The organism is Aquamicrobium sp. LC103 (assembly GCF_001014615.2).
Classification (GTDB): domain Bacteria; phylum Pseudomonadota; class Alphaproteobacteria; order Rhizobiales; family Rhizobiaceae; genus LBCQ02.
Window position 1 is genome coordinate 120,631 of the sequence record NZ_LBCQ02000006.1, and the last position, 22,852, is coordinate 143,482.

General features: G+C 64.9%; 22 protein-coding genes. 14 read left to right on the forward strand and 8 right to left on the reverse strand.

The window, feature by feature from the left end:
• Nucleotide 1: 1 nt before the first annotated feature.
• The 3 genes from XW59_RS13210 to XW59_RS13220 are packed head-to-tail and all read right to left on the reverse strand — an operon-like array spanning nucleotide 2 to nucleotide 4,289.
• Nucleotides 2-1,201, reverse strand: a complete 1,200-nt coding sequence (locus tag XW59_RS13210) for an efflux RND transporter periplasmic adaptor subunit (RefSeq protein ID WP_047145814.1) — start codon at nucleotides 1,199-1,201, stop codon at nucleotides 2-4.
• Between the two features lie 4 nt (nucleotides 1,202-1,205).
• Entirely contained in the window at nucleotides 1,206-3,569 is a 2,364-nt protein-coding gene (locus XW59_RS13215) for an ABC transporter permease (RefSeq protein ID WP_047145815.1), read from the reverse strand.
• Nucleotides 3,570-3,575: 6 nt separating this feature from the next.
• The gene (locus tag XW59_RS13220) at nucleotides 3,576-4,289 is read right to left on the reverse strand and encodes an ABC transporter ATP-binding protein (RefSeq protein ID WP_047145816.1); all 714 of its coding nucleotides are present in this window, start codon (nucleotides 4,287-4,289) and stop codon (nucleotides 3,576-3,578) included.
• A 231-nt stretch (nucleotides 4,290-4,520) separates the two neighbouring features.
• Between XW59_RS13220 and XW59_RS13225 the strand changes: the two genes are divergently transcribed.
• From XW59_RS13225 to XW59_RS13250, 6 genes are all read left to right on the forward strand, one after another.
• Complete coding sequence (locus tag XW59_RS13225; protein WP_047145817.1) at nucleotides 4,521-4,703, forward strand: hypothetical protein; 183 nt, start codon at nucleotides 4,521-4,523, stop codon at nucleotides 4,701-4,703.
• Nucleotides 4,704-4,955: 252 nt separating this feature from the next.
• Nucleotides 4,956-5,258, forward strand: a complete 303-nt coding sequence (locus XW59_RS13230; RefSeq protein WP_052958155.1) for a helix-turn-helix transcriptional regulator — start codon at nucleotides 4,956-4,958, stop codon at nucleotides 5,256-5,258.
• A 183-nt stretch (nucleotides 5,259-5,441) separates the two neighbouring features.
• Complete coding sequence (locus XW59_RS13235) at nucleotides 5,442-6,428, forward strand: sulfate ABC transporter substrate-binding protein (RefSeq protein ID WP_047146029.1); 987 nt, start codon at nucleotides 5,442-5,444, stop codon at nucleotides 6,426-6,428.
• Between the two features lie 80 nt (nucleotides 6,429-6,508).
• Nucleotides 6,509-7,330 (forward strand): sulfate ABC transporter permease subunit CysT, encoded by an 822-nt coding sequence (gene cysT, locus XW59_RS13240; RefSeq protein ID WP_047146030.1) that lies wholly within the window; start codon nucleotides 6,509-6,511, stop codon nucleotides 7,328-7,330.
• Nucleotides 7,330-8,223, forward strand: coding sequence for a sulfate ABC transporter permease subunit CysW (gene cysW / locus XW59_RS13245; protein ID WP_047145818.1), 894 nt, complete (start codon nucleotides 7,330-7,332; stop codon nucleotides 8,221-8,223). Before cysT ends, cysW begins: the two co-directional genes overlap by 1 nt.
• The gene (locus XW59_RS13250) at nucleotides 8,220-9,242 is read left to right on the forward strand and encodes a sulfate/molybdate ABC transporter ATP-binding protein (protein WP_047145819.1); all 1,023 of its coding nucleotides are present in this window, start codon (nucleotides 8,220-8,222) and stop codon (nucleotides 9,240-9,242) included. Before cysW ends, XW59_RS13250 begins: the two co-directional genes overlap by 4 nt.
• A gap of 12 nt (nucleotides 9,243-9,254) precedes the next feature.
• On the opposite strand, the gene XW59_RS13255 is transcribed toward XW59_RS13250, so the two are convergent.
• Entirely contained in the window at nucleotides 9,255-10,136 is an 882-nt protein-coding gene (locus tag XW59_RS13255) for a helix-turn-helix domain-containing protein (RefSeq protein ID WP_052958156.1), read from the reverse strand.
• Between XW59_RS13255 and XW59_RS13260 the strand changes: the two genes are divergently transcribed.
• The 8 genes from XW59_RS13260 to XW59_RS29355 all read left to right on the forward strand — a co-directional run bounded on the left by XW59_RS13260 (nucleotide 10,135) and on the right by XW59_RS29355 (nucleotide 17,240).
• Nucleotides 10,135-10,407, forward strand: coding sequence for a hypothetical protein (locus tag XW59_RS13260; protein WP_136068221.1), 273 nt, complete (start codon nucleotides 10,135-10,137; stop codon nucleotides 10,405-10,407). The two genes, XW59_RS13255 and XW59_RS13260, sit on opposite strands and share 2 nt — an antisense overlap.
• Before the next feature lie 15 nt (nucleotides 10,408-10,422).
• Nucleotides 10,423-11,649 (forward strand): amino acid ABC transporter substrate-binding protein, encoded by a 1,227-nt coding sequence (locus tag XW59_RS13265; protein ID WP_052958157.1) that lies wholly within the window; start codon nucleotides 10,423-10,425, stop codon nucleotides 11,647-11,649.
• 87 nt (nucleotides 11,650-11,736) lie between these two features.
• Nucleotides 11,737-12,606: a branched-chain amino acid ABC transporter permease gene (locus XW59_RS13270; RefSeq protein WP_047145820.1), complete on the forward strand. Its 870-nt coding sequence runs from the start codon at nucleotides 11,737-11,739 to the stop codon at nucleotides 12,604-12,606.
• Nucleotides 12,603-13,550 (forward strand): branched-chain amino acid ABC transporter permease, encoded by a 948-nt coding sequence (locus XW59_RS13275; RefSeq protein ID WP_047145821.1) that lies wholly within the window; start codon nucleotides 12,603-12,605, stop codon nucleotides 13,548-13,550. The genes XW59_RS13270 and XW59_RS13275 overlap by 4 nt, the downstream gene beginning before the upstream one ends.
• Nucleotides 13,547-14,275 (forward strand): ABC transporter ATP-binding protein, encoded by a 729-nt coding sequence (locus XW59_RS13280; RefSeq protein ID WP_047145822.1) that lies wholly within the window; start codon nucleotides 13,547-13,549, stop codon nucleotides 14,273-14,275. Before XW59_RS13275 ends, XW59_RS13280 begins: the two co-directional genes overlap by 4 nt.
• The gene (locus XW59_RS13285) at nucleotides 14,268-14,975 is read left to right on the forward strand and encodes an ABC transporter ATP-binding protein (RefSeq protein WP_047145823.1); all 708 of its coding nucleotides are present in this window, start codon (nucleotides 14,268-14,270) and stop codon (nucleotides 14,973-14,975) included. The genes XW59_RS13280 and XW59_RS13285 overlap by 8 nt, the downstream gene beginning before the upstream one ends.
• 19 nt (nucleotides 14,976-14,994) lie before the next feature.
• Entirely contained in the window at nucleotides 14,995-16,446 is a 1,452-nt protein-coding gene (locus tag XW59_RS13290; protein ID WP_047145824.1) for an aldehyde dehydrogenase, read from the forward strand.
• Between the two features lie 617 nt (nucleotides 16,447-17,063).
• Nucleotides 17,064-17,240 carry a hypothetical protein gene (locus XW59_RS29355; protein ID WP_170990148.1) on the forward strand — a complete coding sequence of 59 codons (177 nt, stop codon included), beginning with the start codon at nucleotides 17,064-17,066 and terminating at the stop codon, nucleotides 17,238-17,240.
• Here the strand turns inward: XW59_RS29355 and XW59_RS13295 are convergent.
• The 4 genes from XW59_RS13295 to XW59_RS13310 form a co-directional block, all read right to left on the reverse strand.
• On the reverse strand, nucleotides 17,237-18,865 hold the full coding sequence (locus XW59_RS13295) for an ABC transporter ATP-binding protein (RefSeq protein WP_047145825.1): 1,629 nt from the start codon (nucleotides 18,863-18,865) through the stop codon (nucleotides 17,237-17,239). The genes XW59_RS29355 and XW59_RS13295 overlap by 4 nt on opposite strands.
• 2 nt (nucleotides 18,866-18,867) lie before the next feature.
• A complete protein-coding gene (locus XW59_RS13300) occupies nucleotides 18,868-19,992 on the reverse strand; it encodes an ABC transporter permease subunit (RefSeq protein ID WP_047146033.1) in 1,125 nt (374 codons plus the stop codon).
• A 31-nt stretch (nucleotides 19,993-20,023) separates the two neighbouring features.
• The gene (locus tag XW59_RS13305) at nucleotides 20,024-20,941 is read right to left on the reverse strand and encodes an ABC transporter permease subunit (RefSeq protein WP_047146034.1); all 918 of its coding nucleotides are present in this window, start codon (nucleotides 20,939-20,941) and stop codon (nucleotides 20,024-20,026) included.
• A gap of 117 nt (nucleotides 20,942-21,058) precedes the next feature.
• A complete protein-coding gene (locus tag XW59_RS13310) occupies nucleotides 21,059-22,627 on the reverse strand; it encodes a peptide ABC transporter substrate-binding protein (RefSeq protein ID WP_246666094.1) in 1,569 nt (522 codons plus the stop codon).
• Between the last annotated feature and the right edge of the window lie 225 nt (nucleotides 22,628-22,852).

A 22,852-nucleotide genomic window follows, 5' to 3' on the forward strand; every position in this document is an offset into this window, starting at 1 on the left:
TCTAGCGTTCCGTCACGACGGTGCCCTCTGTGACCCGGTCGCTCGGATGCAGGATCACGCGGTCGCCCTCGGAAAGTCCCGACTGGATGACGGTGTTGCGGGCGTCGCGCGCACCCACCTCGATCGGCCGCAACTCGGCCTGCCCGTCCGTGCCGACGGTAAAGACCGCCCAGTCCCGCCCCTGACGGAACAGCGCGCCGAGCGGCACGACCGGCACGTCGCCGTGCTCCTCCACCACGACGCGCACGATGACGCGGTATCCATGGCCGAGATCGCGGCGCTCCTCCGGCGGCGCGCGCAGGTTGAGGACGGTATTGACCCGCTGCTCCTCGATGCCGAGTGCCGAGACCTTGGTGAAGCCTGCCGGCTCGACCCTGTGGACCTCCGCCTCCAGAGGCGGGCCACCCCAGCCTTCGATCGTTGCCGAGGCCCCAGGCGAAATGCGAACCGCGTCGGAGGAAAGAAGCTCGGCGACGATCTCCAGGTCCGCGCGGTCGCCGACTTCCACCAGCGGCGTGCCGGCGGCCACCACCGCCTCGCTCTCGTGATGGATCGCGAGGATTTCGCCGTCGACCGGCGAACGAACGTCCACGCAACACACCTCGCCCAGTTCGCCGCCCTCCGGGCCGATGAGCCGCGCCTCCGCGCTTTCCTGCTCTCGCCTGCGCATGTCGATCGCGGCTTGCGCGCTGGCCACGCGCGCCTCGGCGCGTGCCACGGTCGCCTGCGCCTCCTCCAGCGTACGGTCGGAGATGACGTTGCGGCCTGAAAGCGTGCGGACGCGCTGCAATTCGCTGCGCGCGAAGGTGGCGTCGACTTCCGCTTCGCGCAATTGCGCGTCGGCCAGCTCGACCGCGGCATTCGCCGCCGCAAGCGCGGCCTGCGCCTCGCGCAGCGTGCGGGCGTCGAGGAAGCCGGGCGCGGCCGGCTGGATCCTCGCCACCACCGTCCTGCCGGCCTCGACCTTGTCGCCGACGCGGCCGGGCGTGCGCCGAACCGTTCCCGCGACCGGCGCGGAAACCGCATAGACGTCGCGGATGCGGCTCTTGCCGTCGTCGACGACGGTCACCGCGAGATCGGCACGCCCGATCGTCGCGAGATCGACCGGAACCGGCTGCGGGCGGAAGGTCCAGTAGAGAACCGCGCCGACCGCCAGGACACCCAGCATGATGAAAGCGGTTTTGCGGACGGGAAGAGCCATTGCGTCACTCTCTTGTCTTGAGCACTTCTATGAGGTCGAGGCGGTCGATGCGTCGCCGGACGATCAGGGAAGACAGCGCCGAGGCGACCAGCACGACGATGCTCGCCCAGCCATAGGTGGAAGGATTGATGATGAGCGGGATGCGGAACAGCTCGGTCTGCAGCCCTTGCGCCATGGCGAAGGCCATGGCGTAGCCCAGCGCCCAGCCGATCGGCAGCGCGGCAAGCGTCAGCAGGGCGAATTCGCCGAGCAGTATCCACGACACCTCTGCCCGGGTGAAGCCGAGCACGCGCAGGCTCGCCAGCTCGCGCCCCTGCTCCGAAAGCTGGATGCGCGCGCCGTTGTAGACGACGCCGAAGGCGATGATGCCGCCGAGCGCGACGTAGATCACCACCATCATGACGATGTTTTCGGCCATGGTTTCGCGGAATTTCGCCACCGAGGCGCGCTGCAGCGTGATCGAGCCGACCTGCGGCAGGTTCTTGACGGCCTCGTAAAGCTCGTCGGTGAGATTGGCGTCGATGGTCACATGCACGGCCGTGATCAGCGGCCCCTCGCGCATCAGCCGGTTGGCCGCCAAAATGTCCATGTAGCTGCCGAGCCCGACATAGCTTTCCACGATCGCCGAGACCGGCTGCCGGACCGTCTCCTTGCGATCTTCCATCAGCTCGATCTCGACGAATTCGCCACGGCCGATGTTCAAGATATTGGCGAGCGCGCTGGTGAGCACGATGCCTTCCTCCGGCATCGCCACTTCGTGCCCGTCGGTGTCGAGGAGACGCGAAAGCTCCGATCCTGCCGGCTTGCCGGTGATCGGCACGATCCGCTCCAGATGGCCGTTGCGGAAGCGTGCCGCGATGACGCGCGCAGGCTCCGCCGTCAGCACGCCGGGAAGCCTCTCGACCTCGTGGAAAGCCTCGACCGGCAGCTTGTGGACGAAACTGATCGTCGCATGCTGGCGTTCCGCGCCGAAGAAGGTGATGTCGATCATCTCCTCGATGGCGTCGAGCGAGAACAGCGATCCGACCAGCATCGCAACCGCGAGCGCCATGCCCAGACTGGTGAACAGCGAGCGCACCGGTCGGCGCGAGATGTTGCGGCCGATCATCACCGTCGTCTGCGGCAAATGCCGCAGGAGTGGCACGCCGCCCTGCCAGAGCTTCCTGTATTGCACCGGCGTGGGCGGCCGCATGGCGACCGCCGGCGGCAGGGCCGCGGCGGCGCGAACCGAGCGGATCGCACCGAGAAGCGCGGCCGTCACCGAAACCACCACGGCGATCACATACACGTCGATATTGGTGCGGAAGATGAGGAAGGGGAAATGGAAAAACTCGCCGTAGAGCCGGGTCAGCCCCTGGCCGAGGAGCGTGCCGGCGGCAATCCCTATGAGGACGCCGAGAAGGGCGATGACGATGACGAGCTTGACATAGTGCCAGGCGACGCCGAGGCCGGAATAGCCGACCGCCTTCATCAGCCCGATCTGCTCGCGTTCGAGCGCGATCAGCCGTGACAGGATCATGTTGACGAGGAAGCCCGCGACCAGCAGGAAGATCGGCGGCAGGACATAGCTCATCGCCTGGAGCTGGGTCAGTTCCGCATCGAGGAAGGCGTGGCTCTGCTGATCCTCGCGATCATGCGCGCCGCTGCCGCCATAGGGTTCGAGCAGGCGATCGATCTCGTCGATCACTTCACCCGGCGACTGGTCGCGCAGCAACTTGACGGCGACGGACGAGAACGCGCCTTCGAGGTCGAAGGCCGCGGCGAGCGCGCTCTGCGACATCCAGACGACGCCGAAACGCCTGTCGTCGGGCATCAGGTCGAATGCGCCGAGCGCGTAGATGAACTCCGGCGACAGCGCCACGCCGACGATCGAGAGCTGACGCTTGCGACCGTTTATGACCGCGCCGAACGTATCGCCCGGCTCGAAGCCGTGAGCGTTGGCGAAAGGCTCGTTGACCACCACCTCGTCGGGATGCCCGGGCTCCGGCAGGCGCCCCAGCCGCATGTGGAGTCGGTTCAGCACCTGCTCGCCGTCGTCGGGGATCGAGACCAGCAGACCGGTCGCCGGCTCCGACATCCCCTCTATGTCGAGGACGGCGTTTTCCTGGATGCGCGTCTCCACCGCCGCGACGCCCGGCAGGGCGGCGATCTCGTCGCGCAGGCGCATCGGCGCGCGCGTGGCGGTGGCGAAAACGTCGGCGAAGGCGTTGCGCTCGTAATAGGCCTCGCGCGTCTCGAACAGGGAACGCTGCGCCCCGACCGCGATGACCAGAGTCATCACGCCCGCCGCCATCACCAGCGCGATCGCGCCGACCTGTGCCCAGAGCCGGATGAGATCGCGGATCAGCTTGCGGTCGAGCACGCTCATCGCTTCTTACCAGGCGATGGAGGCCGGAGCCTCCCGCGTCTCGTTCTCGTCGATGCGCGCGACCTGCCCGTCGGCGAAATGGATCACCCGGTCGGCCATCTTTCCGACCGCTGCATTGTGCGTGATGACGAGCACGGTGGTGCCGAGATCCTTGTTGACCGAGGCGAGCGCCTCCAGCACGCGTATGCCGGTCTTGGAATCGAGCGCGCCCGTCGGCTCGTCGCACAGAAGCACCTCCGGCTTCTTGGCGATGGCGCGCGCGATCGCCACGCGCTGCTGCTCGCCGCCGGAGAGCTGCGCGGGAAAATGATCGTGCCGCTCGCGCGGCAGCCCAGCAATTTCCAGCGCTTCGGCAGGGTCCATCGGATCGCGGGCAATCTCGGTCACGAGCGATACGTTCTCGGTCGCGGTGAGGCTCGGCACGAGGTTGTAGAACTGGAAGACGAAGCCGACATGGTCGCGGCGGTATTTCGTCAATTCCCCTTCGCCGAAACCCGTTATCTCCTCGTCGCGGAAGAAGACCTTGCCTTCGGTCGCCGTGTCGAGCCCGCCGAGAATGTTGACGAGTGTGGACTTGCCGCTGCCGGACGGCCCCAGGAGGACGATGAACTCGCCGCTGTCGATCTCGAGATCCACGCCACGCAGGGCGTGCACCTCGACCTCGCCGGTGCGGTAGACCTTGGTGATCCCGTCAATCCTGTAGATGGCTTCCTTGGTCAAAAGGCCTCGATGTCGGGTTTGGGACGTCCGGGACTCGTCGGACGGGACTTCAGCTTCAGGTTGAGCAACGCACTCTACAGCGTCGGCTCCTCGAAGCAACGTCGCGGCCCTGACCGCGGTGCCGACCTAATATGATGGAAGCGGCGCCGGAAATGGCAAGGGACGCGGCAAAAACCATGCTACATTCCAGGCTGGAACGACCGATGCGGCAATCCGACCGGAGGATCTATCATGACCACGGAAAAGAAGAAGCCGAGCGAGACGGAAGCCGAGCGCCTGAAGCGCGAGGCGGACGAGGAGCTGACCCGCGAACTGGAGGACACTTTTCCCGCAAGCGATCCGCCAAAGGTGACGCGCGGCCCATACGAGCGGCAGCACACCTCGCCTTCCGATGGGAGCAAGGAAACCGACTGATCGGCCTGTGGCCATTCCCCATATTTCCGGCGCCCCGCGAAAAAACGCGCGCCGGCGCCGGCGCTGTCAATCTTCTCAAGGGGCTTATCGCCCCGCGATCGTCTTGACCTCGGTGAAATACCCGAGGTGCGGCGGAACCTGGTCGGCATGGCACCACTGTCCCGTTCAATTCCTCCCTGCCGCGAAGCGTTTAGGTAGCGCCAATATATGCATGAATATTGCAATATTACATGAAAACACTATATTTCAGTGATGAGCAATTCACTGATCACTCCGGCACAATGCAGGGCCGCGCGGGCTCTCATTGAATGGTCGCGCGAGAGGCTTGCCGGCGCCTCGCAGGTCGCGCTTCGCACGATAGTCGACTTCGAGAGAGGCGCTCGCTCGCCGCGGGTGGTGACGATGCTGGCGCTGCGGGCGGCCTTGGAGAAGCAGAACGTCGTGTTTCTCGCAAACGGCGAGGCCGTCAATGGCGGTCCGGGCGTTCGCCTGCATGTCCGGCAGCCGCAGGAGGGCCTGCGGCCAGAAGACCTCAACGCCGCGAACGACGACTGAATTCGATGTTTTCCTAATGGATAGTGCCTTATAGGCGAATGGGAGAATTCGATTCCTCCGTTCAGGCTGGATTGAGTTTCATATTCCAATTCTTTCCTTGAGGCAGAAGCGCCTTATCTCTGTTCGCAATGCGATAGCCTCTATTTTCGCGGCCAGATGCAGCTTCGTCTCAGGGAGACTTTCATGAAACGCCTCATACTGATCGGCGCGGCGCTTGCCGCCATCCTCGCCGGCCCCGCGAACGCCCAGTCGCCGAACAAGCTTCTCAACGCTTCCTACGACGTCGCGCGCGAATTGTTCGTCTCCGTCAACGAGGCCTACGCGGCCCAGCACGCCGGCGTGACCATCGACCAGTCGCACGCCGGCACCTCGCGCCAGGCCCGCGCCATCGCGGAGGGGCTCGAGGCGGACGTGGTGACCTTCAACCAGGTCACCGACATCGACTTCCTGGTCAAGAACGGCTTCGTCTCGGAGGATTGGCAGAAAGACTTCGCCAACCAGTCGTCGCCCTTCTATTCGCTGCCCTCCTTCCTGGTGCGCACCGGCAATCCCAAGAACATCAAGGACTGGAGCGATCTCGTCCGCGACGACGTCCAGGTGATCTTCCCGAACCCGAAGACCTCCGGCAACGCGCGCTACACCTATCTGGCGGCGACCGCCTATGCCCGGGAAGCCTTCGGCAATGACGAGGCCAAGGTGAAGGAGTTCATCGATAAGCTGTTCGACAACGTTCCGGTCTTCGACACCGGCGGACGCGCCGCCACCACCACCTTCGTGGAGCGCGAGATCGGCGACGTGCTGATCACCTTCGAGGCGGAGACGCGCGGCATCGCCAAGGAGTTCGGCGAGGACAAGTTCGAGGTCGTCACGCCTTCCGTCAGCCTGCTCGCCGAGTTCCCCGTCGCGATCGTCGATCGCGTCGTCGACAAGCGCGGCTCCCGCGATCTCGCGAAATCCTATCTCGACTTCCTCTATACGCCCGAAGGCCAGAAGATCGCGGCCGAGCACGGCCACCGCGTGAACGATGAAACGGTCGCCGCCGAGTTCAAGGACCAGTTCCCCGAAGTTCGTCTCGTCACCGTCGAGGACGTGTTCGGCGGCTGGGACAAGGTCCAGGAGGAGCACTTCGCTGCCGGAGGTCTGCTCGACCAGATCTACGGCGAGCGTTGACGTCGTCACGCCAATGGTTTTGATGGCCGGCAGGGGATGACCCGCCGGCCATATTCGTGACTACGGAAAGGTCTGTGATCGTGAGACGCCGCGTATTGCCCGGGCTGCCCTTGTCGCTCGGGATCACATTGTTTTATGTCGGGCTGATCGTGGTGCTGCCGCTGGCGGCGCTGGTCTTCAAGGCCGCGAGCCTCGGCCCGGAAGACTATTGGCGCATCGTCTCATCGGCGCGCGCGGTCGCCAGCTACCGCGTCACCGTCCTTTCCGCCTTCGTTGCGACCATATTCAACCTTTTGTTCGGGCTGGCGCTCGCCTGGGTTCTCGTGCGCTACGAATTTCCGGGCAAGCGCTTCGTCGACGCCATAGTGGATCTGCCCTTCGCGCTGCCGACGGCCGTTGCAGGCATAGCGCTCACTACGCTCTTCGCGCCCAACGGCTGGTTCGGCTCGATCCTCGGCGAGATCGGCATCAAGGTCGCGTATACGCCGCTCGGCATCATGATCGCGATGGCCTTCACCAGCCTGCCCTTCGTGGTCCGCACGGTGCAGCCGGTGCTGGAGGATCTCGACCCGGCGCTGGAGGAAGCCGCCCAGACGCTCGGCGGCACCGACACCTCGATCTTCTCGCGCGTGATCCTGCCGCTTCTGGTGCCGGCGCTTCTGGCCGGCGTCTCGCTATCCTTCGCCCGCAGCCTCGGCGAATTCGGCGCCATCATCTTCATCGCCGGCAACCAGCCGATGTCGACGGAGATCACGGCGCTGCTCGCCTTCATCCGCCTCGAGGAATACGACTACCAGGCGGCGGCCGCCATCGCCTCGGTGCTGCTGATCACCGCCTTCGTCATGCTCGCCGTCACCAACCTGCTGCAATCGCGCGCCCTGCGCTACACGGTGAGGAACTGATGACGGCTCCCGCGCGAAACCGCCCTCCCCGCGTCGGCGACAGCCCCGCCGTTCGCCGCACCCTCATCACCGCCGTTCTCGCGATCGGCGCCGTGCTGGTGCTCGCGCCGCTCGTCGTGATCCTCACGCAGGCCTTTTCGCTGGGTTTCAGCTATTTCGCGGAAACCATCACCGCACCCGACACCCGGCATGCCATCCTGCTGACTGTGCTTACGGCCTTGATCGCGGTTCCCGTCAACACCGTCTTCGGCATAGCGGCCGCCTGGGCGATCACGAAATTCGACTTCCCCGGCCGCCGGCTGTTGCTGATCGTCGCTGAGATTCCATTCTCCATCTCGCCGATCGTCGCGGGCGTCGCCTATCTCTTCGTCTACGGATTGCAAGGACTGTTCGGCCAGGCGCTGCAGGACGCGGACATCAAGATATTGTTCGCGCTCCCCGGCATCGTGCTCGCCTCGATGTTCGTCACCGCTCCCTTCGTCGCCCGCGAGTTGATCCCGCTGATGCAGGCGCAGGGGCGCGACCTCGAGGAGGCGGCGACCTCGCTCGGCGCGTCCGGCTGGCGCACCTTCTTCTCGGTCACGCTTCCCAACATCCGCTGGGCGCTGCTCTACGGCGTCGTGCTTTGCAATGCGAGGGTGATGGGCGAGTTCGGCGCCGTCTCGGTCGTGTCGGGCAACATTCGCGGCCAGACCAACACGCTGCCGCTGCATGTCGAGCTGCTCTATCACGACTACAACACGGTCGGCGCATTCGCGGCTGCCTCCATCCTCACCGTGCTCGCCATATTCACCATCATCGCCAAGGTGCTGCTCGAGCGCCAGGGAGCCGGCCGCGGCGGCCGCCCCGCGCTCGCAGCACCCAACGCAATTCCCGCGGAGAAACCCCAATGAAGATCCGTCTCGAAAACGTGGTCAAGACCTTCGAAACCTTCCGCGCGGTGCGCGACGTTTCGCTCGACATCGAAAGCGGCGAGCTCGTCGCGCTGCTCGGGCCTTCGGGGTCGGGAAAGACGACGATTCTGCGCATGGTCGCCGGCCTCGAATTCGCCGATGGCGGTCACATCCACTTCGGCGATCAGGACGCCACCGATATTCCGGTGCGCGACCGCGGCGTCGGCTTCGTCTTCCAGCACTACGCGCTCTTCCCGCATATGACGGTGGCGCAGAACATAGCCTTCGGCATGAAGGTCTCCAAGGTGAGGAGAGCGCGCCAAGAGATCGATGCGCGCGTCGCCGAGCTGTTGCGCCTCGTCAGGCTGGAAGGATTGGGCGACCGCTTCCCGACGCAGATATCCGGCGGACAGCGACAGCGCGTGGCGCTTGCGCGGGCGCTCGCCGTCGACCCCAAGGTGCTCCTGCTCGACGAGCCCTTCGGCGCGCTCGATGCCAATGTGCGCCGCGACCTCCGGCGCTGGCTGCGCGAAATCCACGGCGAGCTCGGCATCACCACGATCTTCGTGACGCACGACCAGGAGGAGGCGCTCGACCTCGCGGATCGCGTCGTCATCCTCAACGAAGGCAGAATCGTGCAGCAGGGCACACCCGAGGAGGTCTGCCGTCGTCCGAATTCCAGCTTCGTCATGCATTTTCTCGGCGATGCCTATCGCCTGCCGGCGCAGGTGGAGGCCGGAATCGCCAGGATCGGCGACGTAGCGCTCGACGCGCCCTCCTGCCCGGAAGGCCCGGCGGAGATCTATGTCCGCCCCGCCGATCTCGGCTGGACCAATTCGGGTTCGGGCATGCCGGCGGTCGTCACACGCGTCATCGATCGGCCCGACGGGCGGCGGGTGCTTGCAGATACCGATGCCGGACAGTCGCTCGAGATCGACGTGCCGCCGGAAACGCCGGTGCGTGCAAGCGACCGCGGCTTCGTCCAGATCAACAGAGGCAGTGTCTTTCCGGCCGCGTGATCCGGTGACGCCTTACGGCCACGAGGCGAAGCTCTCGCGCTCCCGGCGGCTGTCCCTCGCCTGCATCCGGTGGGTGCGCGGAGAAACACCGGTCGCCTTGCGGAAGAAGCGCGTGAAATGCGCCGGGTCGCGAAAGCCGAGGCCGTAGCCGATCTGCGCGATCGGCAGCGCCGATTCCTCGACGCGGGTCCGGGCCTCCTCCAGCATGCGCGCATGGACGAGCGCGAGCGGGCTCCTGCCCGTCGACTTGACGACCGTGTCGTGCAGCCGCCGCTCTGTCACGCCGAGCTCGCTCGCATAGCGGCGGATCGGAAACTGCTCGCGGAAATGTATCTCCACGGCCTGCAGGAAGCGCTGGAGCAATTGCGGCGCAGTGCGATCGTTGCCCTGTGAGAGCGGATGATAGTCGGAGAGGCGCTGCGCGTTGACGAGGATGATCGTGACACAGGCGGCAAGCAGCTCGGCGCCATTCTCCCTCGGCTCACGCACCTCGCGATGAATGGTCTCGGCGGCCATGGCGAGCGCATTCATGCCGACCCCGCCGCCCGTGCGTGCGGCATGGACCAATCGGTCCGCGGTGGTGCGAAGCGCCGCTGAATTGCCGCTTCGCCCTATCGAGAGCGACACCAGATTCTCCGAGAAGGACAGCACATATCCGCCCGAGCCCGGTTCGAGCCGCAGCGATTGCGCCGCGCCCGCCGGCATCCAGCAGAAGGCCGGGGCCTCCAGCCGCAACTGGCCCTTGGACAGCGTGACGGCGCCGCGCCCTTCCGACAGGGCGAGCACATGGCTGTGTCCGCCATAGCGCGCTGAATCCAGTCGCCACTCGCTCGGCGCGAAATTGGGCACGACCGCGTCGGCATAGGCGAGAACGGAAAGGTGGGAGACCTGCATGGGCGATTCATATAAGAATATTCTTAAATTGGCAATTTTTAATCCGAAATTGACAATTCGACCAACTTTACAGCACCGAGATCAAAATTATAGCGTTCAGATGCAGCGGCAATCAGAGCAACTGCCGCAAATCGGTAAAAGACGCATCGGCACAAACGTGCCGCGTATGTTCTGTTGCAAGAAAAAACGCCGGGACTATTCGGAGAGTTGGCCTGAAGCCTTGGCCGCGTTGATTTGCTTTTCTTCGTTCTGCCTGGGTGAAGAAAAATAAATTTGGGAGGATTGCATGAAAAACCTATCGAAATTACGCCTGAGCTACGCCCTGTGCGCGGCTTCGCTTGCGTTGATCGCGGCCTCGCCCGCCCTCTCGCAGGAATCGGTCCGCATCGGCTACGTCGTCTCGAAGACGGGCGCCAACGCCGGCGGCGCGACCACTTCGACCATCCCGAACTACGAATTGTGGGTGCACGAGATCAACGAGGCCGGCGGCATCCAGGTCGGCGACCAGAAGCTGAAGATCGAGGTCGTGGAATATGACGACCGCTCGAGCTCGGAGGAAGCGGTGCGCGCGGTCGAGCGCCTCGCTACCCAGGACAAGGTCGACTTCATCCTGACGCCGTGGGGCACCGGCAACAACCTCGCCGTCGGTCCGATCTTCGACAAATACGGCTATCCGCAGATCGCCGGCACCTCGGTCACCGATCGCGCGCCCGACCTCGCCAAGCGCTGGCCGAATTCCTATTGGCTGCTCGGCACCGGCGGCTCCTACGCGGAAGGCTTCGTCGACCTGCTCGTCAAGCTGCGCGAGGAAGGCAAGATCGGCGACGAAGTGGCGATGGCGTCGATCGCCGACGGCTTCGGCATCGAGCTTTCCACCGCCGGCCGCACGGCGCTGCAGGAGAACGGCTTCAAGCTGGTCTACGACCAGACCTACCCGCTCGGCACGCAGGATCTCGCGCCCATCGTCAACGAGGTCAAGGCGCTGAACCCCGACGTCTTCATCGCCTTCTCCTATCCGCCGGACACGCTCGGCCTGACCGACCAGGCGCGCGTGCTCGGCTTCAACCCGAAGATCTTCTACACCGGCGTCGCGACCGCCTTCCCCCTCTACAAGGACCGGTTCAAGGACGCGGCGAACGGGGTGGTGAGCCTCGGCGGCATCGATCCGAACGACGAGAAGGTCAAGGCCTACATCGCCAAGCACAAGGAAGTCACCGGCAAGGAGCCCGACCGCTGGGCGAGCTTCATGACCTATGCTGGCCTGCAGGCACTGCAGCAGTCGATCGAGCAGTCCGGCACGCTGGACAAGGAGAAAGTCAGCGAGGTGCTGCGCACCGGCACCTTCGACACCGTGCTCGGCAACATCTCCTTCGACAACGAGAACCGCCAGGTGCCGAACATCTTCACCGTCGGCCAGTGGCAGGACGGCGAGTTCGTCGGCCTCGTGCCGACCGACAAGGAGGGCTCCGGCGAACTGGTCTTCCCGAAGCCGGAATGGCCGGCCGCCCAGTAAGGGGCGACTGAACTCCGTGTCCCGCGCGCATCCTCGCGGGACACGTTTATCTCGAATACACGAAGGAACGCTCCGGCGGATCCCGCTATGCTGACCAATGCCATTCTCTCCGGCCTGACCATGGGCGGCATGTATGCCCTCGTCGCCATGGGCCTGACCCTGCAATACGGCGTCTCGCGCATCATGAACCTTGCCTATGGCGAGTTCGTCATCGCGGCTTCCTTCGTCGCCTTCCTGCTGTTCACATCGGGCGGCCTCTCGCCCCTCGTCAGCCTCCTGATCATCGTGCCGGCCGGCTTCGCGGTTTCCTATCTGGTCTACGGCATCCTCCTGACCCCGCTGGTGCGTCGCGCCCGTTCGCGCGAAGCGCTGGAGGCCGACAGCATCCTGTCCACCTTCGGCCTGTTGTTCATCGTGCAGGGGCTGATGCTGGTGTTCTTCGGCGGCAACTACACGAGCTATTCCTATTTCAACACGCCGGTGCAGATCCTTGGCACCACCATCGCCGCCAACCGGCTGGTCGTGCTCGGCTTCGCGGTGCTCTTCGGCGCCGCGTGCTATTTCTTCCTGATGCGCACCCGCACCGGCGTCGCGCTGCGCGCCGTCGCCGTCGATCCGATCGCGGCGGGACTTGTCGCGGTCGACGTGCGCTGGGCGGCGGCCCTCGCCTTCGCGCTCGGCGGCGCGATCGCGGTCACCGGCGGCGTGCTCGTCTCCATGTTCCTCACCTTCAACGCTAATATCGGCGTCGTCTTCACCATGAAGGCGCTGATCGTGGTCATCATGGGCGGCGTCGGCAACGTCGCCGGCGCGCTTGCGGCTGGCATCATCCTCGGACTGGTGGAATCCTTCGTCGCCACCTTCGTCGATCCCGGCCTCACCATCGCGGTCACCTACGCCGTCTTCCTCGCCGTCCTTCTCGTACGGCCCGGCGGTCTTTTCGGAACGGCAAAATGAAGAATTCGCCTGCATTCGTGATCGGCGCGGGAGCCATCCTGTTTGCCGCCCTCGCCTTCGTTCCCTTCTATGTAGACGGCTACGGCCTGGCGCTCGCCATCGGCATCGCCAGCTACACGATCCTCGCGACCGCCTGGGCACTGTTCTCGGGCCCGACGCGCTACATCTCGCTCGCCACGGTCGCCTTCTTCGGCGTCGGCGCCTATACGGTCGCCGTGCTCGGCGAGGTCCTGCCCTGGCCGCTGGTGATGCTGGTCGCCGCGATCAACGGCATGCTGCTCGCCCTCGTCGTCGGGCTCTCCACGCTGCGCCTGGCGGGCATCTATTTCGTCATCTTCACCTTCGGCCTGACCGAGCTGATCAAGCAGCTCGTCACCTGGTACGAGGTCAAGATCACCCGCACCGTCGGCCGCTACGTCTTCCTCGACATCGACCAGCAGACGATCTACTGGCAGCTTCTCGCTCTCGCCGCGATCCTGTTCCTCGTCGGCTATCTGATCGGCCGTTCGCGCCTCGGCTTCGCGCTGCGCATCATCGGCGGCGACGAGACGGTCGCGCGCCACGTCGGCATCGACACCACCCACGCAAAGGTCGCGCTCTTCGTCTTGAGCGCGCTGTTCATGACGCTGACCGGCGCGATCATGGCGCCGCGCTGGACCTATATCGACCCGGCGATCGCCTTCAATCCGCAGGTCTCGTTCCAGGCCGTGATCATGGCGTTGCTGGGCGGCGTGCAGCGGCTATGGGGGCCGGTCCTAGGCGTCATCCCGATGACGCTGCTCTTCGAATATCTCAATGCGAATTTTCCGAACTACTTCATCCTCATCCTCGGCATCGTCTTCATGCTTATCGTCTATCTCCTGCCGCAAGGCGTGGCCGGCGCGGTTTCCAGCCTGCGCGCCTGGTCGCGGCGCGACGGCAAATCCGTAGAGGAAGCACGATGAGCACGCTTCTCCAAGTCAGCGGCGTCACCAAGCGCTTCGGCGGCCTGACGGCCGTGCGCGAGGCGAGCTTCGTGGTGAAAGCGGGTGAAATCCTCGGCCTGCTCGGCCCCAACGGCTCCGGCAAGACGACGATGATGAACCTGATCTCCGGCAATCTGAGGCCGGATGCCGGCGGTATCGCCTTCGAGAACACCGAGATCGCCGGGCGCAGGCCGCATCTCATCGCCCGTGATGGCGTCGCGCGTACCTTCCAGCTCGTCCGCGTCGTTGGCGAGATGAACGCGCGCGAAAACGTCATGGCCGGGCTTGCCTTTCGCAAGTCCCCGCTCTGGGGGAGCGCTGCAGAGGACGAGGCCGACCGGCTCTTGGAGCGCGTCGGGCTCGCCGGCCGCGCGCAGACGCCGGCGGCCGACATGACCTATATCGACCAGAAGCGGCTGGAGCTTGCCCGCGCGCTCGGCCTCAAGCCGCGCCTTCTGCTCCTCGACGAATGGCTCGCCGGGCTGAACCAGACCGAGCTGGAAGGCGGCGTCTCGCTGATCCGCTCGCTCGGTGAGGACGGCGTTACGGTGATCATGGTCGAGCATGTCATGGCGGCGATCCGCTCGCTGTGCGGCAGGTGCGTCGTCATGAATGCCGGCGCGATCATCGCCGAGGGCTCCACGGGCGACGTCATGGCCGACCCGGCCGTCGTCAGTGCCTATCTCGGAGACGAGCATGCTTGAGGTTTCCGCCCTCTCCGTCGCCTATGGCAAGCATCAAGCGCTGCGCGACGTATCCATCGTCGCGGCGCCCGGCGAGATCGTCGCCATCCTCGGCTCCAACGGCGCCGGCAAGTCCAGCCTGCTCAAGGCGCTCGCCGGGTTGGTGCCGAAGTCGCGCGAGACCTCCGTCACGCTCGGCGGCAAGGACATTTCGAGGCTGCGTCCGCACGAGATCGTCGAGGCGGGGCTGGCGCTCGTGCCGGAAGGCCGCGGCCTTTTCGGCGACCTCTCGGTGGCGGAGAACCTGCAGCTCGGCGCCTTCGCCAAGCGCGCCCGTCAGGGCGAGGCGGACCGGCTCGCGCGCGTGCTCGACATGTTTCCGCGGCTCAAGGAACGGCGCGCGCAGATGGCGCGCACGATGAGCGGCGGCGAGCAGCAGATGCTGGCGATCGGCCGCGCGCTGATGTCGTCACCCGACTTCGTCCTGCTCGACGAGCCCTCGCTCGGTCTCGCGCCGGTGGTGACGCAATCGCTCTTCTCGATCCTCGGCGACATCGCGGCGGCCGGCACCGGGATCATTCTCGTCGAGCAGAACACGCGTGCCAGCCTCAGAATCGCGCAGCACGCCTATCTCCTCGAAAACGGCCGAATCGTCGGCCAGGGCACGGCGGCCGAACTCAGTGCCGATCCCGCCGTGCAACGCGCCTATCTCGGCCTCTGAAAGGGAAAGGAAAACGCCTATGTTCAACGTCCAGCTCCTGATCGACAATCAGTATCGCGATGCCAGCGACGGCGCCGTCTTCAACCGCATGGACCCGCTGACGAAAGCGGAAGCCACCAAGGCGGCGGCCGCCACCGTGGCAGACGCCCACGCGGCCGCTTCCGCCGCGGCGGCCGCGTTCCCCGCGTGGTCGAAGACCGGTCCCGGCGAACGCCGCAAATACCTCTTGAAGGCCGCCGACCTTCTGGAGGCGCGCACCCCGGACTTCATCGCCCGCATGGCGGCCGAGACCGGCGCGACGCCCGGCTGGGCCGGTTTCAACGCGCATCTCGCCGCCAACATGCTGCGCGAGGCGGCGTCGATGACGACGCAGATTTCCGGCGAGGTCATTCCTTCCGACGTGCCGGGAAGCTTCGCCATGGGCATCCGTCAGCCGGTCGGCGTCATCCTGGCGATCGCGCCGTGGAATGCGCCAGTCATCCTCGGCGTGCGCTCGATCGCCATGCCGCTCGCCTGCGGCAACACGGTGGTGCTGAAGGCCTCCGAGCTCTGCCCGGCGACGCACCAGCTCATCGCCGAGGTGCTCAAGGAGGCCGGTGTTCCCTCCGGCGTCGTCAACTTCATCACCAACGCGCCCGACGACGCGCCCGAGATCGTCAACGCCCTCATCGCGCATCCCGCCGTGCGCCGCGTCAACTTCACCGGCTCGACCCGTGTCGGCCGCGTCATCGCCGAGACGGCCGCCCGCCATCTGAAGCCGGCGCTGCTGGAGCTCGGCGGCAAGGCCCCGCTGCTGGTGCTCGACGATGCCGATATCGACGCGGCGGTCGACGCCGCCGCCTTCGGCGCCTTCATGAATCAGGGCCAGATCTGCATGTCGACCGAACGCCTCATCGTCGACGAAAAGGTCGCCGACGAGTTCGTTTCCAGGCTCGCCGCCAAGGCCAGGACGCTGAAGGCCGGCAAACCCACCGAGGCCGGCACGATCCTCGGCTCCGTGGTCAACGTCGAGGCGGTGCGTCGCATCGCCGAATTGGTCGAGGACGCGAAGTCGAAGGGCGCGACGGTCGCGGCCGGCGGCGACGCCGACGAGACCGTCATGCAGGCGACCGTCATCGATCGCGTCACCTCGGCCATGCGCGTCTATTCGGAGGAATCCTTCGGCCCGATCGTTTCGGTCATCCGCGTTTCCGGCGTGGAAGAGGCGATCCGCGTCGCCAACGACAGCGAATACGGGCTCTCCGCCGCCGTCTTCAGCCGCGACATCTCGCGCGCCATGGAAGTCGCCGGCCGCATCGAGAGCGGCATCTGCCACATCAACGGCCCGACCGTGCATGACGAGGCGCAGATGCCCTTCGGCGGCGTGAAGGCTTCCGGTTACGGCCGCTTCGGCGGCAAGGCGGCGATCGCCGAGTTCACCGAACTGCGCTGGATCACGATCCAGAACGGCCCGCGCCACTATCCGTTCTGATCGCAACGATCACGCCAGCATTCAAATCCGCGCCGCTTCGGCGCGGATTTTTTATGGGACGTGCGTCCTTCGAGGCTCGCTGCGCTCGCACCTCAGGATGAGGGAGGTTGGGCTATTCAGCCACAGGACGGTGGGCTCGAAGGCGCATCGCGGGACAAAGGAGAGCGACTTTCGAACCCACAACCTCACGGGGCTAGATTCTCGGCTTCCCTCATCCTGAGGCGCGAGCGCAGCGAGCCTCGAAGGACGCACCTCGGGGAGGTTGGCGTATTCACCCACAAGCAGGTGGGCTCAAAGGCGCATCGTGGGACAAAGGAGAGCGACTTTCGAACCCACAACCTCACGGGCCCGATCCTCGGCTTCCCTCATCCTGAGGCGCGAGCGCAGCGAACCTCGCAGGACGCACCTCGGGATGAGGAAATGGGCTATTCACCCACAAGCCGGTGGGCTCGAAGGCGCATCGCGGGACAAAGGAGAGTAACTTTCGAAACCACAACCAACGGTCTTGATCCACAACCTCCCTCATCCTGAGGCGCGAGCGAAGCGAGCCTCGAAGGACGCACCACTACATCGGCCGCCGCCCTCATCCCGCCACAGGCGCCGCCTATCCGGCTCGGATGATCCTGCGACCCGCCGCGATTCTCGCCCTGCTCGTCCTCCCGCTTGCCGCCTGCGCGGCATCCGGTGGACCGCCCGTTCGTCCCGCCGCGATGATGGAGCCGAAGGCCGATCCGATCCCTGCCGGCATACGCCCGCTGACCGTCGAGCAGGACGACGATCTGAGGCACGACTAGCCGGTATGCAAATCGAGCTGGCGGAAACGCGTCTGGTCGACCGCCGCCGCCATCAGCGTCTGGGTATAGGAATGGGACGGATTGTCGAAAATCTCCTCCGTCGGCCCTTCCTCGACGATCTTCCCCTGCTTCATGACGACGAGGTAGTCGGCCATCGCCCGCACGACGGCGAGGTCGTGGCTGATGAACAGATATGACAGGCCGTGCGCCTTCTGCAGGTCGCGCAACAGTTCGACGATCTGCTTCTGCACAGAGCGGTCGAGCGCCGATGTCGGCTCGTCGAGCACGACGACCTTCGGCTTGAGGATCATGGCGCGCGCGATCGCGATGCGCTGGCGCTGGCCGCCGGAGAACTCGTGCGGGTAGCGGTTGCGCATGACCGGATCGAGGCCGACCTCCTTCAGCGCCTCGATCGCCCTGCGGTCCCTCTCCCTGGCGCCCAGCGACGGCTCGTGCACCAGCAAGCCCTCGGTCACGACCTGGCCGACGGTGAGGCGCGGCGAAAGCGAGCCGAACGGATCCTGGAAGACGAGTTGCAGTTCCTTGCGCAGCGGGCGCATTTCGCCCTTGTCGGCGTTGGAGATGTCGCGAGCCTCGAAGCGGATCGCGCCCTCGCTCGGCAGGAGCCTGAGAAGCGCGCGTCCCAGCGTCGACTTGCCGGAGCCGGATTCCCCGACGATGCCGATCGTCTGCCCCTTCCTCAGGGCGAGCGAGATCCGGTCGACCGCGCGCAGCTCCAGCTCCGCCCCACCGAAGAAGCCGCCGCCGGCGCGGAAGACAACCTCGACATTGTGCCCTTCGAGCAGGATCGGCGCATCGGGCACGGGCGGTTCCTTGCGCCCGGTCGGCTCGGCCGAGAGCAGCATCTTCGTGTAGGAATGCCGCGGCGAGGCGAACAGGCTCTCCGTTTCGCCGCTTTCCACCACCTCGCCGGAGCGCATCACATAGACCCGGTCGGCGAAGCGCCGCACGATGCCGAGATCATGCGTGATGAAGACGATCGCCATGCCGAGCTTACGCTGCAGCTCGGCGAGAAGCTTGAGGATTTGCGCCTGGATCGTGACGTCCAGTGCCGTCGTCGGTTCGTCGGCGATCAGCATGTCGGGGTCGTTGGCGAGCGCCATGGCGATCATGACGCGCTGGCGCTGGCCACCCGACATTTCGTGCGGATAGGCGTCGATGCGCCGCTCGGGATCGGGAATACCGACGAGCTTGAGCAGTTCGATGACCCGCGCCCGCGCCTGCGACCGGCTCATGCCGCGATGGTGGATCAGCGGCTCGGCGATCTGCCGCCCTATGCGGTAAAGCGGGTCGAGCGAGGTCATCGGTTCCTGGAAGATCATGGTGATCTTCTCGCCGCGCACGTGGTTGAGCTGCCGTTCCGGCAAGCCGATCAGCTCTTTGTCACGATATCTGGCAGAGCCGCGCGCGCGTCCGTTGGATGCGAGCAAACCCATCATCGCCATCATGGTCTGGCTCTTGCCGGAACCGGATTCGCCGACGATCGCCACCGTCTCGCCCGGCTTCACGTCGATATCGATGCCCTTGACCGCATGCACCACGCCGTCATTGGTCTCGAAATCGACATGCAGGCCGCGAACGCTGAGGATATTGTCTTCCGCCATTCTCAACGGTCCTTCGGATCGAGTGCGTCGCGGAGCCCGTCGCCGAGGAAGTTCAGCGCGAACAGGATCGCGGTGAGCGTCACCGCCGGATAGATCAGCAGCCACGCCGCTCCGCGCATGTTGGACGCGCCTTCGGAGATCAGCAGGCCGAGGCTGGTGAGCGGCTCCTGCACACCGAGCCCGAGGAAGGAAAGCAGGCTTTCGAGCAGGATCGCCTTCGGCACCAGCAGCGTGACGAAGACGACGACCGGCCCCAGCGTGTTGGGAATGATGTGTCGCTTGAGGATGCCGGCATTGTTGACGCCAAGCGCTTCGGCCGCCTGCACGAATTCCTGCCGTTTCAGCGTCAGTGTCTGACCGCGCACGATACGCGCCATGTCGAGCCATTCCGTGCAGCCGATGGCGATGAAGATCAGCACGAAGTTTCGCCCGAAGAAGACGACCAGCAGGATGACGAAGAAGATGAAGGGCAGCGAATAGAGTATGTCCACCACTCTCATCATGACGTTGTCGATACGGCCGCCCAGATAGCCCGCGATCGCGCCGTAGGTGACGCCGAGCAGCAATGCCATCACGGAAGCGAGCACGCCGATCGCCAGCGAGATGCGGATGCCGATCAGGATGCGCGAGAGCAGGTCGCGGCCGTTGGCGTCGGTGCCGAATATGAAGCGTATGCGGCTGACATCGGCCGCCAGCACGCCGCTGCGGCCGTCATCGCTCAGCTCCTCGATGCGGGCATTGGAGAAGAGGTCGGAGCGGTCGACATAGCGCACGATGCGCGGATCGAGCGGCTCCCCGTCGGAGATGGGAACGCGGACCGTGGAGCCGTCCACCTCCGTCTCGCCCATCTCGATGCGGGCGCGGGCGACCGCGCTCTCGAAGGCCGGAACGATGGCGTCCTCCTTCGGATAGGCTTCCAGGCTTGCCGGCGCGCGCACATATTGCGGATAGATGCGGTCGTAGGGATGCGGCGAGAACCACGGCCCGAATACGCCGGCAAGCGCGATGAAGAGCAGCACGAAGGCGCTCGTCACCGCCGCCTTGTTGCGTCGAAGCCTGAGCCAGGCGTCCTGCCACAGCGACCGCCCGGCAGCGGCGGACGCCGTCGGGATTTGCGTTTCAGTCATGGCGGGATTGATATCGGTCATCCGCGCCTCCTCAATCGTAGCGCACGCGCGGATCGAGCCACGCATAGAGAATGTCGACGACGAGATTGAAGACGATCACGAAGACCGCGATCACCACGACGGTTCCCATCACCAACGTGTAGTCGCGTCCGAGCGCGCCCTGCACGAAATAGCGGCCGATGCCAGGAATGCCGAAGATCGTCTCGACCACGACCGAGCCGGTCAGCAGCGCGGCGGCGGCGGGGCCGAGATAGGAGACGACCGGCAGGATCGCCGCCCGCAGCGCATGCACCCCGACGACGACATGCGAGGGAAGACCGTAGGCGCGCGCCGTTCGCACATGATTGGAACGCAGCGCTTCGATCGTCGCGCCGCGCGTGAGCCGCGCGATGATCGCGATCTGCGGCAGCGCGAGCGTGGTGACGGGCAGCACCATGTGCTTCCAGGTGCCCCAGCCGCCGGCGGGCAGCCAGCCCATCATGACGCCGAAGCCGAGGCTGAGCAGGGGCGCGATGACGAAGGTGGGTATGGTGATCCCGAAGGTCGCCGTGCCGACCACCATGTAGTCGACCCACGTGTTCTGGCGCAGCGCCGCCCACGCGCCCAGCACCACGCCGATGACGAGGGCGAGGCTGAGAGCCAGGCTGCCGATCCTGATCGAAACGGGCAGACCGGTGCGGAAGAGATCGACGACGGAGAAGTCACGCCTCGTGAAGCTCGGGCCGAGATCGCCCTGGGCGAGATTGCCGAGATAGATGAGATATTGCTGCCAGAGCGGCTTGTCGAAATTGTAGGCCCGCTCGAGGTTCTGCATGATCAGCGGGTCGAGCGGCCTTTCGAGGTCGAACGGACCTCCCGGCGCAAGACGGATCATGAAGAACGCGATGGTGATGATGATGAACAGCGTCGGCACCGCGCCGACAAAACGCCTGAGCACATATGCGAACATGATCGGCTCCAGATCGGCCATGCGGAGCCGGCAACGCCGCCTGCCCGCATCGGCCTATACGCATGGACGGCGGAAGAAAGCCGCGCGGTGCCGCACGGCTCTCCCGTCAGAGCTTCCTCAGTTCTCGATCGACATCCACCGGGTGCCGTGGAAGTTCATCACATTGTCTTCCCAGCCCTTGAGCTTGTTCGAGACCAGCGAGCCGGAGGAGTAGTAGAGGATCGGAATGATCGGCACTTCCTTCAGCAGCAGTTCCTCGGCCTGGCGCAGGATTTCGCCACGTTCCTTCAAATCGCCGGTCGTTCCGGCCTTCTGCATCAGCGCGTCATACTCGGCGTTCTCCCAGCGGGGATAGTTGAAGCCGAGATTCTGGCTCTCGAACAGGAACAGGAAGTTCTGCGGATCGGAATAATCGCCGATCCAGCCGGCGCGGGTCATGTCGAAATCGCCGTCCTGCTTCATGTAGTCGAAATAGCCGGTGCCCTCCATCTCGACGATGGTGGTGTTGATGCCGATATTCTTCAGCATGTCGGCCAGCGCCGTCATGGTGTTCTTGTGGTTCTCGCCGGTGTTGTGGCGAAGCTCGACGGAGAGCGAGCCTTCAGCGACGCCGGCCTCCTCGAGCAGTTTCTTGGCCGCATCCTCGCGGTCGAGGATGTCCATGTCCTTGTATTCGAGGAACACCGGATTGTCGTAGTTGGAGATGCCGGGCGGCACCATCGACCATCCGGGCAGCATCGAGCCGCGCCAGATTTCATCGGCGAGGAACTCGCGGTCAATCGCCATCGAGATCGCCTGACGTACGCGCGGATCGGCGAGCTTCTCCTTCTTCACCTTGACCGGCAGGTAGTAGGTGCCGAGATAGGGCGCGACATGGACCTGGTCGCCGAGGTTCTGCCTCATGTAGTCCATCTGCTGGTTGTCCAGGTCCGAGCAGGAGAGGACTTCGCCCGCCTCGAAACGGCGCAGACAGGTGGCGCGATCCTCGAACGGAATGAAGTTGACCACGTCGATCTTGACGTTTTCCGCATCGTGGAAATGCGGGTTCTTGCGCATCACGATCTTGTCGTTCGGCGTGAAGCTTTCGAGCATGTAGGCACCGTTGGTCACCATGTTGCCGGGCTTGGTGAAATCGGTGCCGTGCTGCTCGACCGAGGCCTGGTGGATTGGATGCCCGGTCTGGTGGGTCAGCAGCTCGAGGAAATACGGCGTCGGCGCGTTGAGCTTGATCTCGAGCGTATGGTCATCGACCGCCTTCGCGCCGAGCTCGGAAAGCTCCTTCTCGCCCTTGTTGATCGCCTCGGCGTTCTCGATCGGATAGAGCATGTTGGCATAGGGCGCCGCCGTCTCGGGGTTCTGGATGCGCTGATAGGCGAACACGAAGTCGCTCGCCTTCACCGGGTCGCCGTTCGACCATTTCGCGTCCTCGCGCAGCTTGAACGTATAGGTCAGGCCGTCGTCCGAGATTTCCCAGCTCTCCGCGACGCCCGGCACCACCTCGGCCTTGTTGTTCTGGACGACGAGACCTTCATAAAGGTCGCGCATCAGGTTGCCTTCCGGAACCGTCGACGTCTTGTGATGGTCGAGCGTGGTCGGGTCGGTGTCGTTCCCACGATTGTAGACGACCTCGGCGAAGGCCGAACCGGCGAAGACTCCTCCTGCAGCCACGAGGGCGGTGGAAAGCATTGCCGCCTTGACAGCGTTCTTTAGCATTTTCTTGTTCTCCTCTTTTGATCTCCCGCAGGAGATGTGGCCCGATTATGGCCGCTTGAAACTGCAGCGCAAGTGGAGAAAACAAGCATGCGAAACGGTTTTATTTCGTTCTGAACCCCCATTTTGCAAGGTTCTTCATCCTTCCCTTGCGGAAATTGTCGACTGGACAATTCCAACTTGACGGTCAACTTGCAGGCC

Bases quoted from the DNA above. Each gene is read 5' to 3' on its own strand.
- XW59_RS13235 (WP_047146029.1), top strand. From the start codon at position 5,442: ATGAAACGCCTCATACTGATCGGCGCGGCGCTTGCCGCCATCCTCGCC.
- XW59_RS13275 (WP_047145821.1), top strand. From the start codon at position 12,603: ATGAAGAATTCGCCTGCATTCGTGATCGGCGCGGGAGCCATCCTGTTT.
- cysW (WP_047145818.1), top strand. From the start codon at position 7,330: ATGACGGCTCCCGCGCGAAACCGCCCTCCCCGCGTCGGCGACAGCCCC.
- XW59_RS13215 (WP_047145815.1), bottom strand. From the start codon at position 3,569: ATGAGCGTGCTCGACCGCAAGCTGATCCGCGATCTCATCCGGCTCTGG.
- XW59_RS13295 (WP_047145825.1), bottom strand. From the start codon at position 18,865: ATGGCGGAAGACAATATCCTCAGCGTTCGCGGCCTGCATGTCGATTTC.
- XW59_RS13225 (WP_047145817.1), top strand. From the start codon at position 4,521: ATGACCACGGAAAAGAAGAAGCCGAGCGAGACGGAAGCCGAGCGCCTG.
- XW59_RS13250 (WP_047145819.1), top strand. From the start codon at position 8,220: ATGAAGATCCGTCTCGAAAACGTGGTCAAGACCTTCGAAACCTTCCGC.
- XW59_RS13280 (WP_047145822.1), top strand. From the start codon at position 13,547: ATGAGCACGCTTCTCCAAGTCAGCGGCGTCACCAAGCGCTTCGGCGGC.
- XW59_RS13230 (WP_052958155.1), top strand. From the start codon at position 4,956: ATGAGCAATTCACTGATCACTCCGGCACAATGCAGGGCCGCGCGGGCT.
- XW59_RS13290 (WP_047145824.1), top strand. From the start codon at position 14,995: ATGTTCAACGTCCAGCTCCTGATCGACAATCAGTATCGCGATGCCAGC.
- XW59_RS13310 (WP_246666094.1), bottom strand. From the start codon at position 22,627: ATGCTTTCCACCGCCCTCGTGGCTGCAGGAGGAGTCTTCGCCGGTTCG.
- XW59_RS29355 (WP_170990148.1), top strand. From the start codon at position 17,064: ATGATCCTGCGACCCGCCGCGATTCTCGCCCTGCTCGTCCTCCCGCTT.
- XW59_RS13265 (WP_052958157.1), top strand. From the start codon at position 10,423: ATGAAAAACCTATCGAAATTACGCCTGAGCTACGCCCTGTGCGCGGCT.
- XW59_RS13300 (WP_047146033.1), bottom strand. From the start codon at position 19,992: ATGACTGAAACGCAAATCCCGACGGCGTCCGCCGCTGCCGGGCGGTCG.
- XW59_RS13285 (WP_047145823.1), top strand. From the start codon at position 14,268: ATGCTTGAGGTTTCCGCCCTCTCCGTCGCCTATGGCAAGCATCAAGCG.
- XW59_RS13260 (WP_136068221.1), top strand. From the start codon at position 10,135: ATGGGCGATTCATATAAGAATATTCTTAAATTGGCAATTTTTAATCCG.
- XW59_RS13305 (WP_047146034.1), bottom strand. From the start codon at position 20,941: ATGTTCGCATATGTGCTCAGGCGTTTTGTCGGCGCGGTGCCGACGCTG.
- XW59_RS13255 (WP_052958156.1), bottom strand. From the start codon at position 10,136: ATGCAGGTCTCCCACCTTTCCGTTCTCGCCTATGCCGACGCGGTCGTG.
- XW59_RS13210 (WP_047145814.1), bottom strand. From the start codon at position 1,201: ATGGCTCTTCCCGTCCGCAAAACCGCTTTCATCATGCTGGGTGTCCTG.
- XW59_RS13270 (WP_047145820.1), top strand. From the start codon at position 11,737: ATGCTGACCAATGCCATTCTCTCCGGCCTGACCATGGGCGGCATGTAT.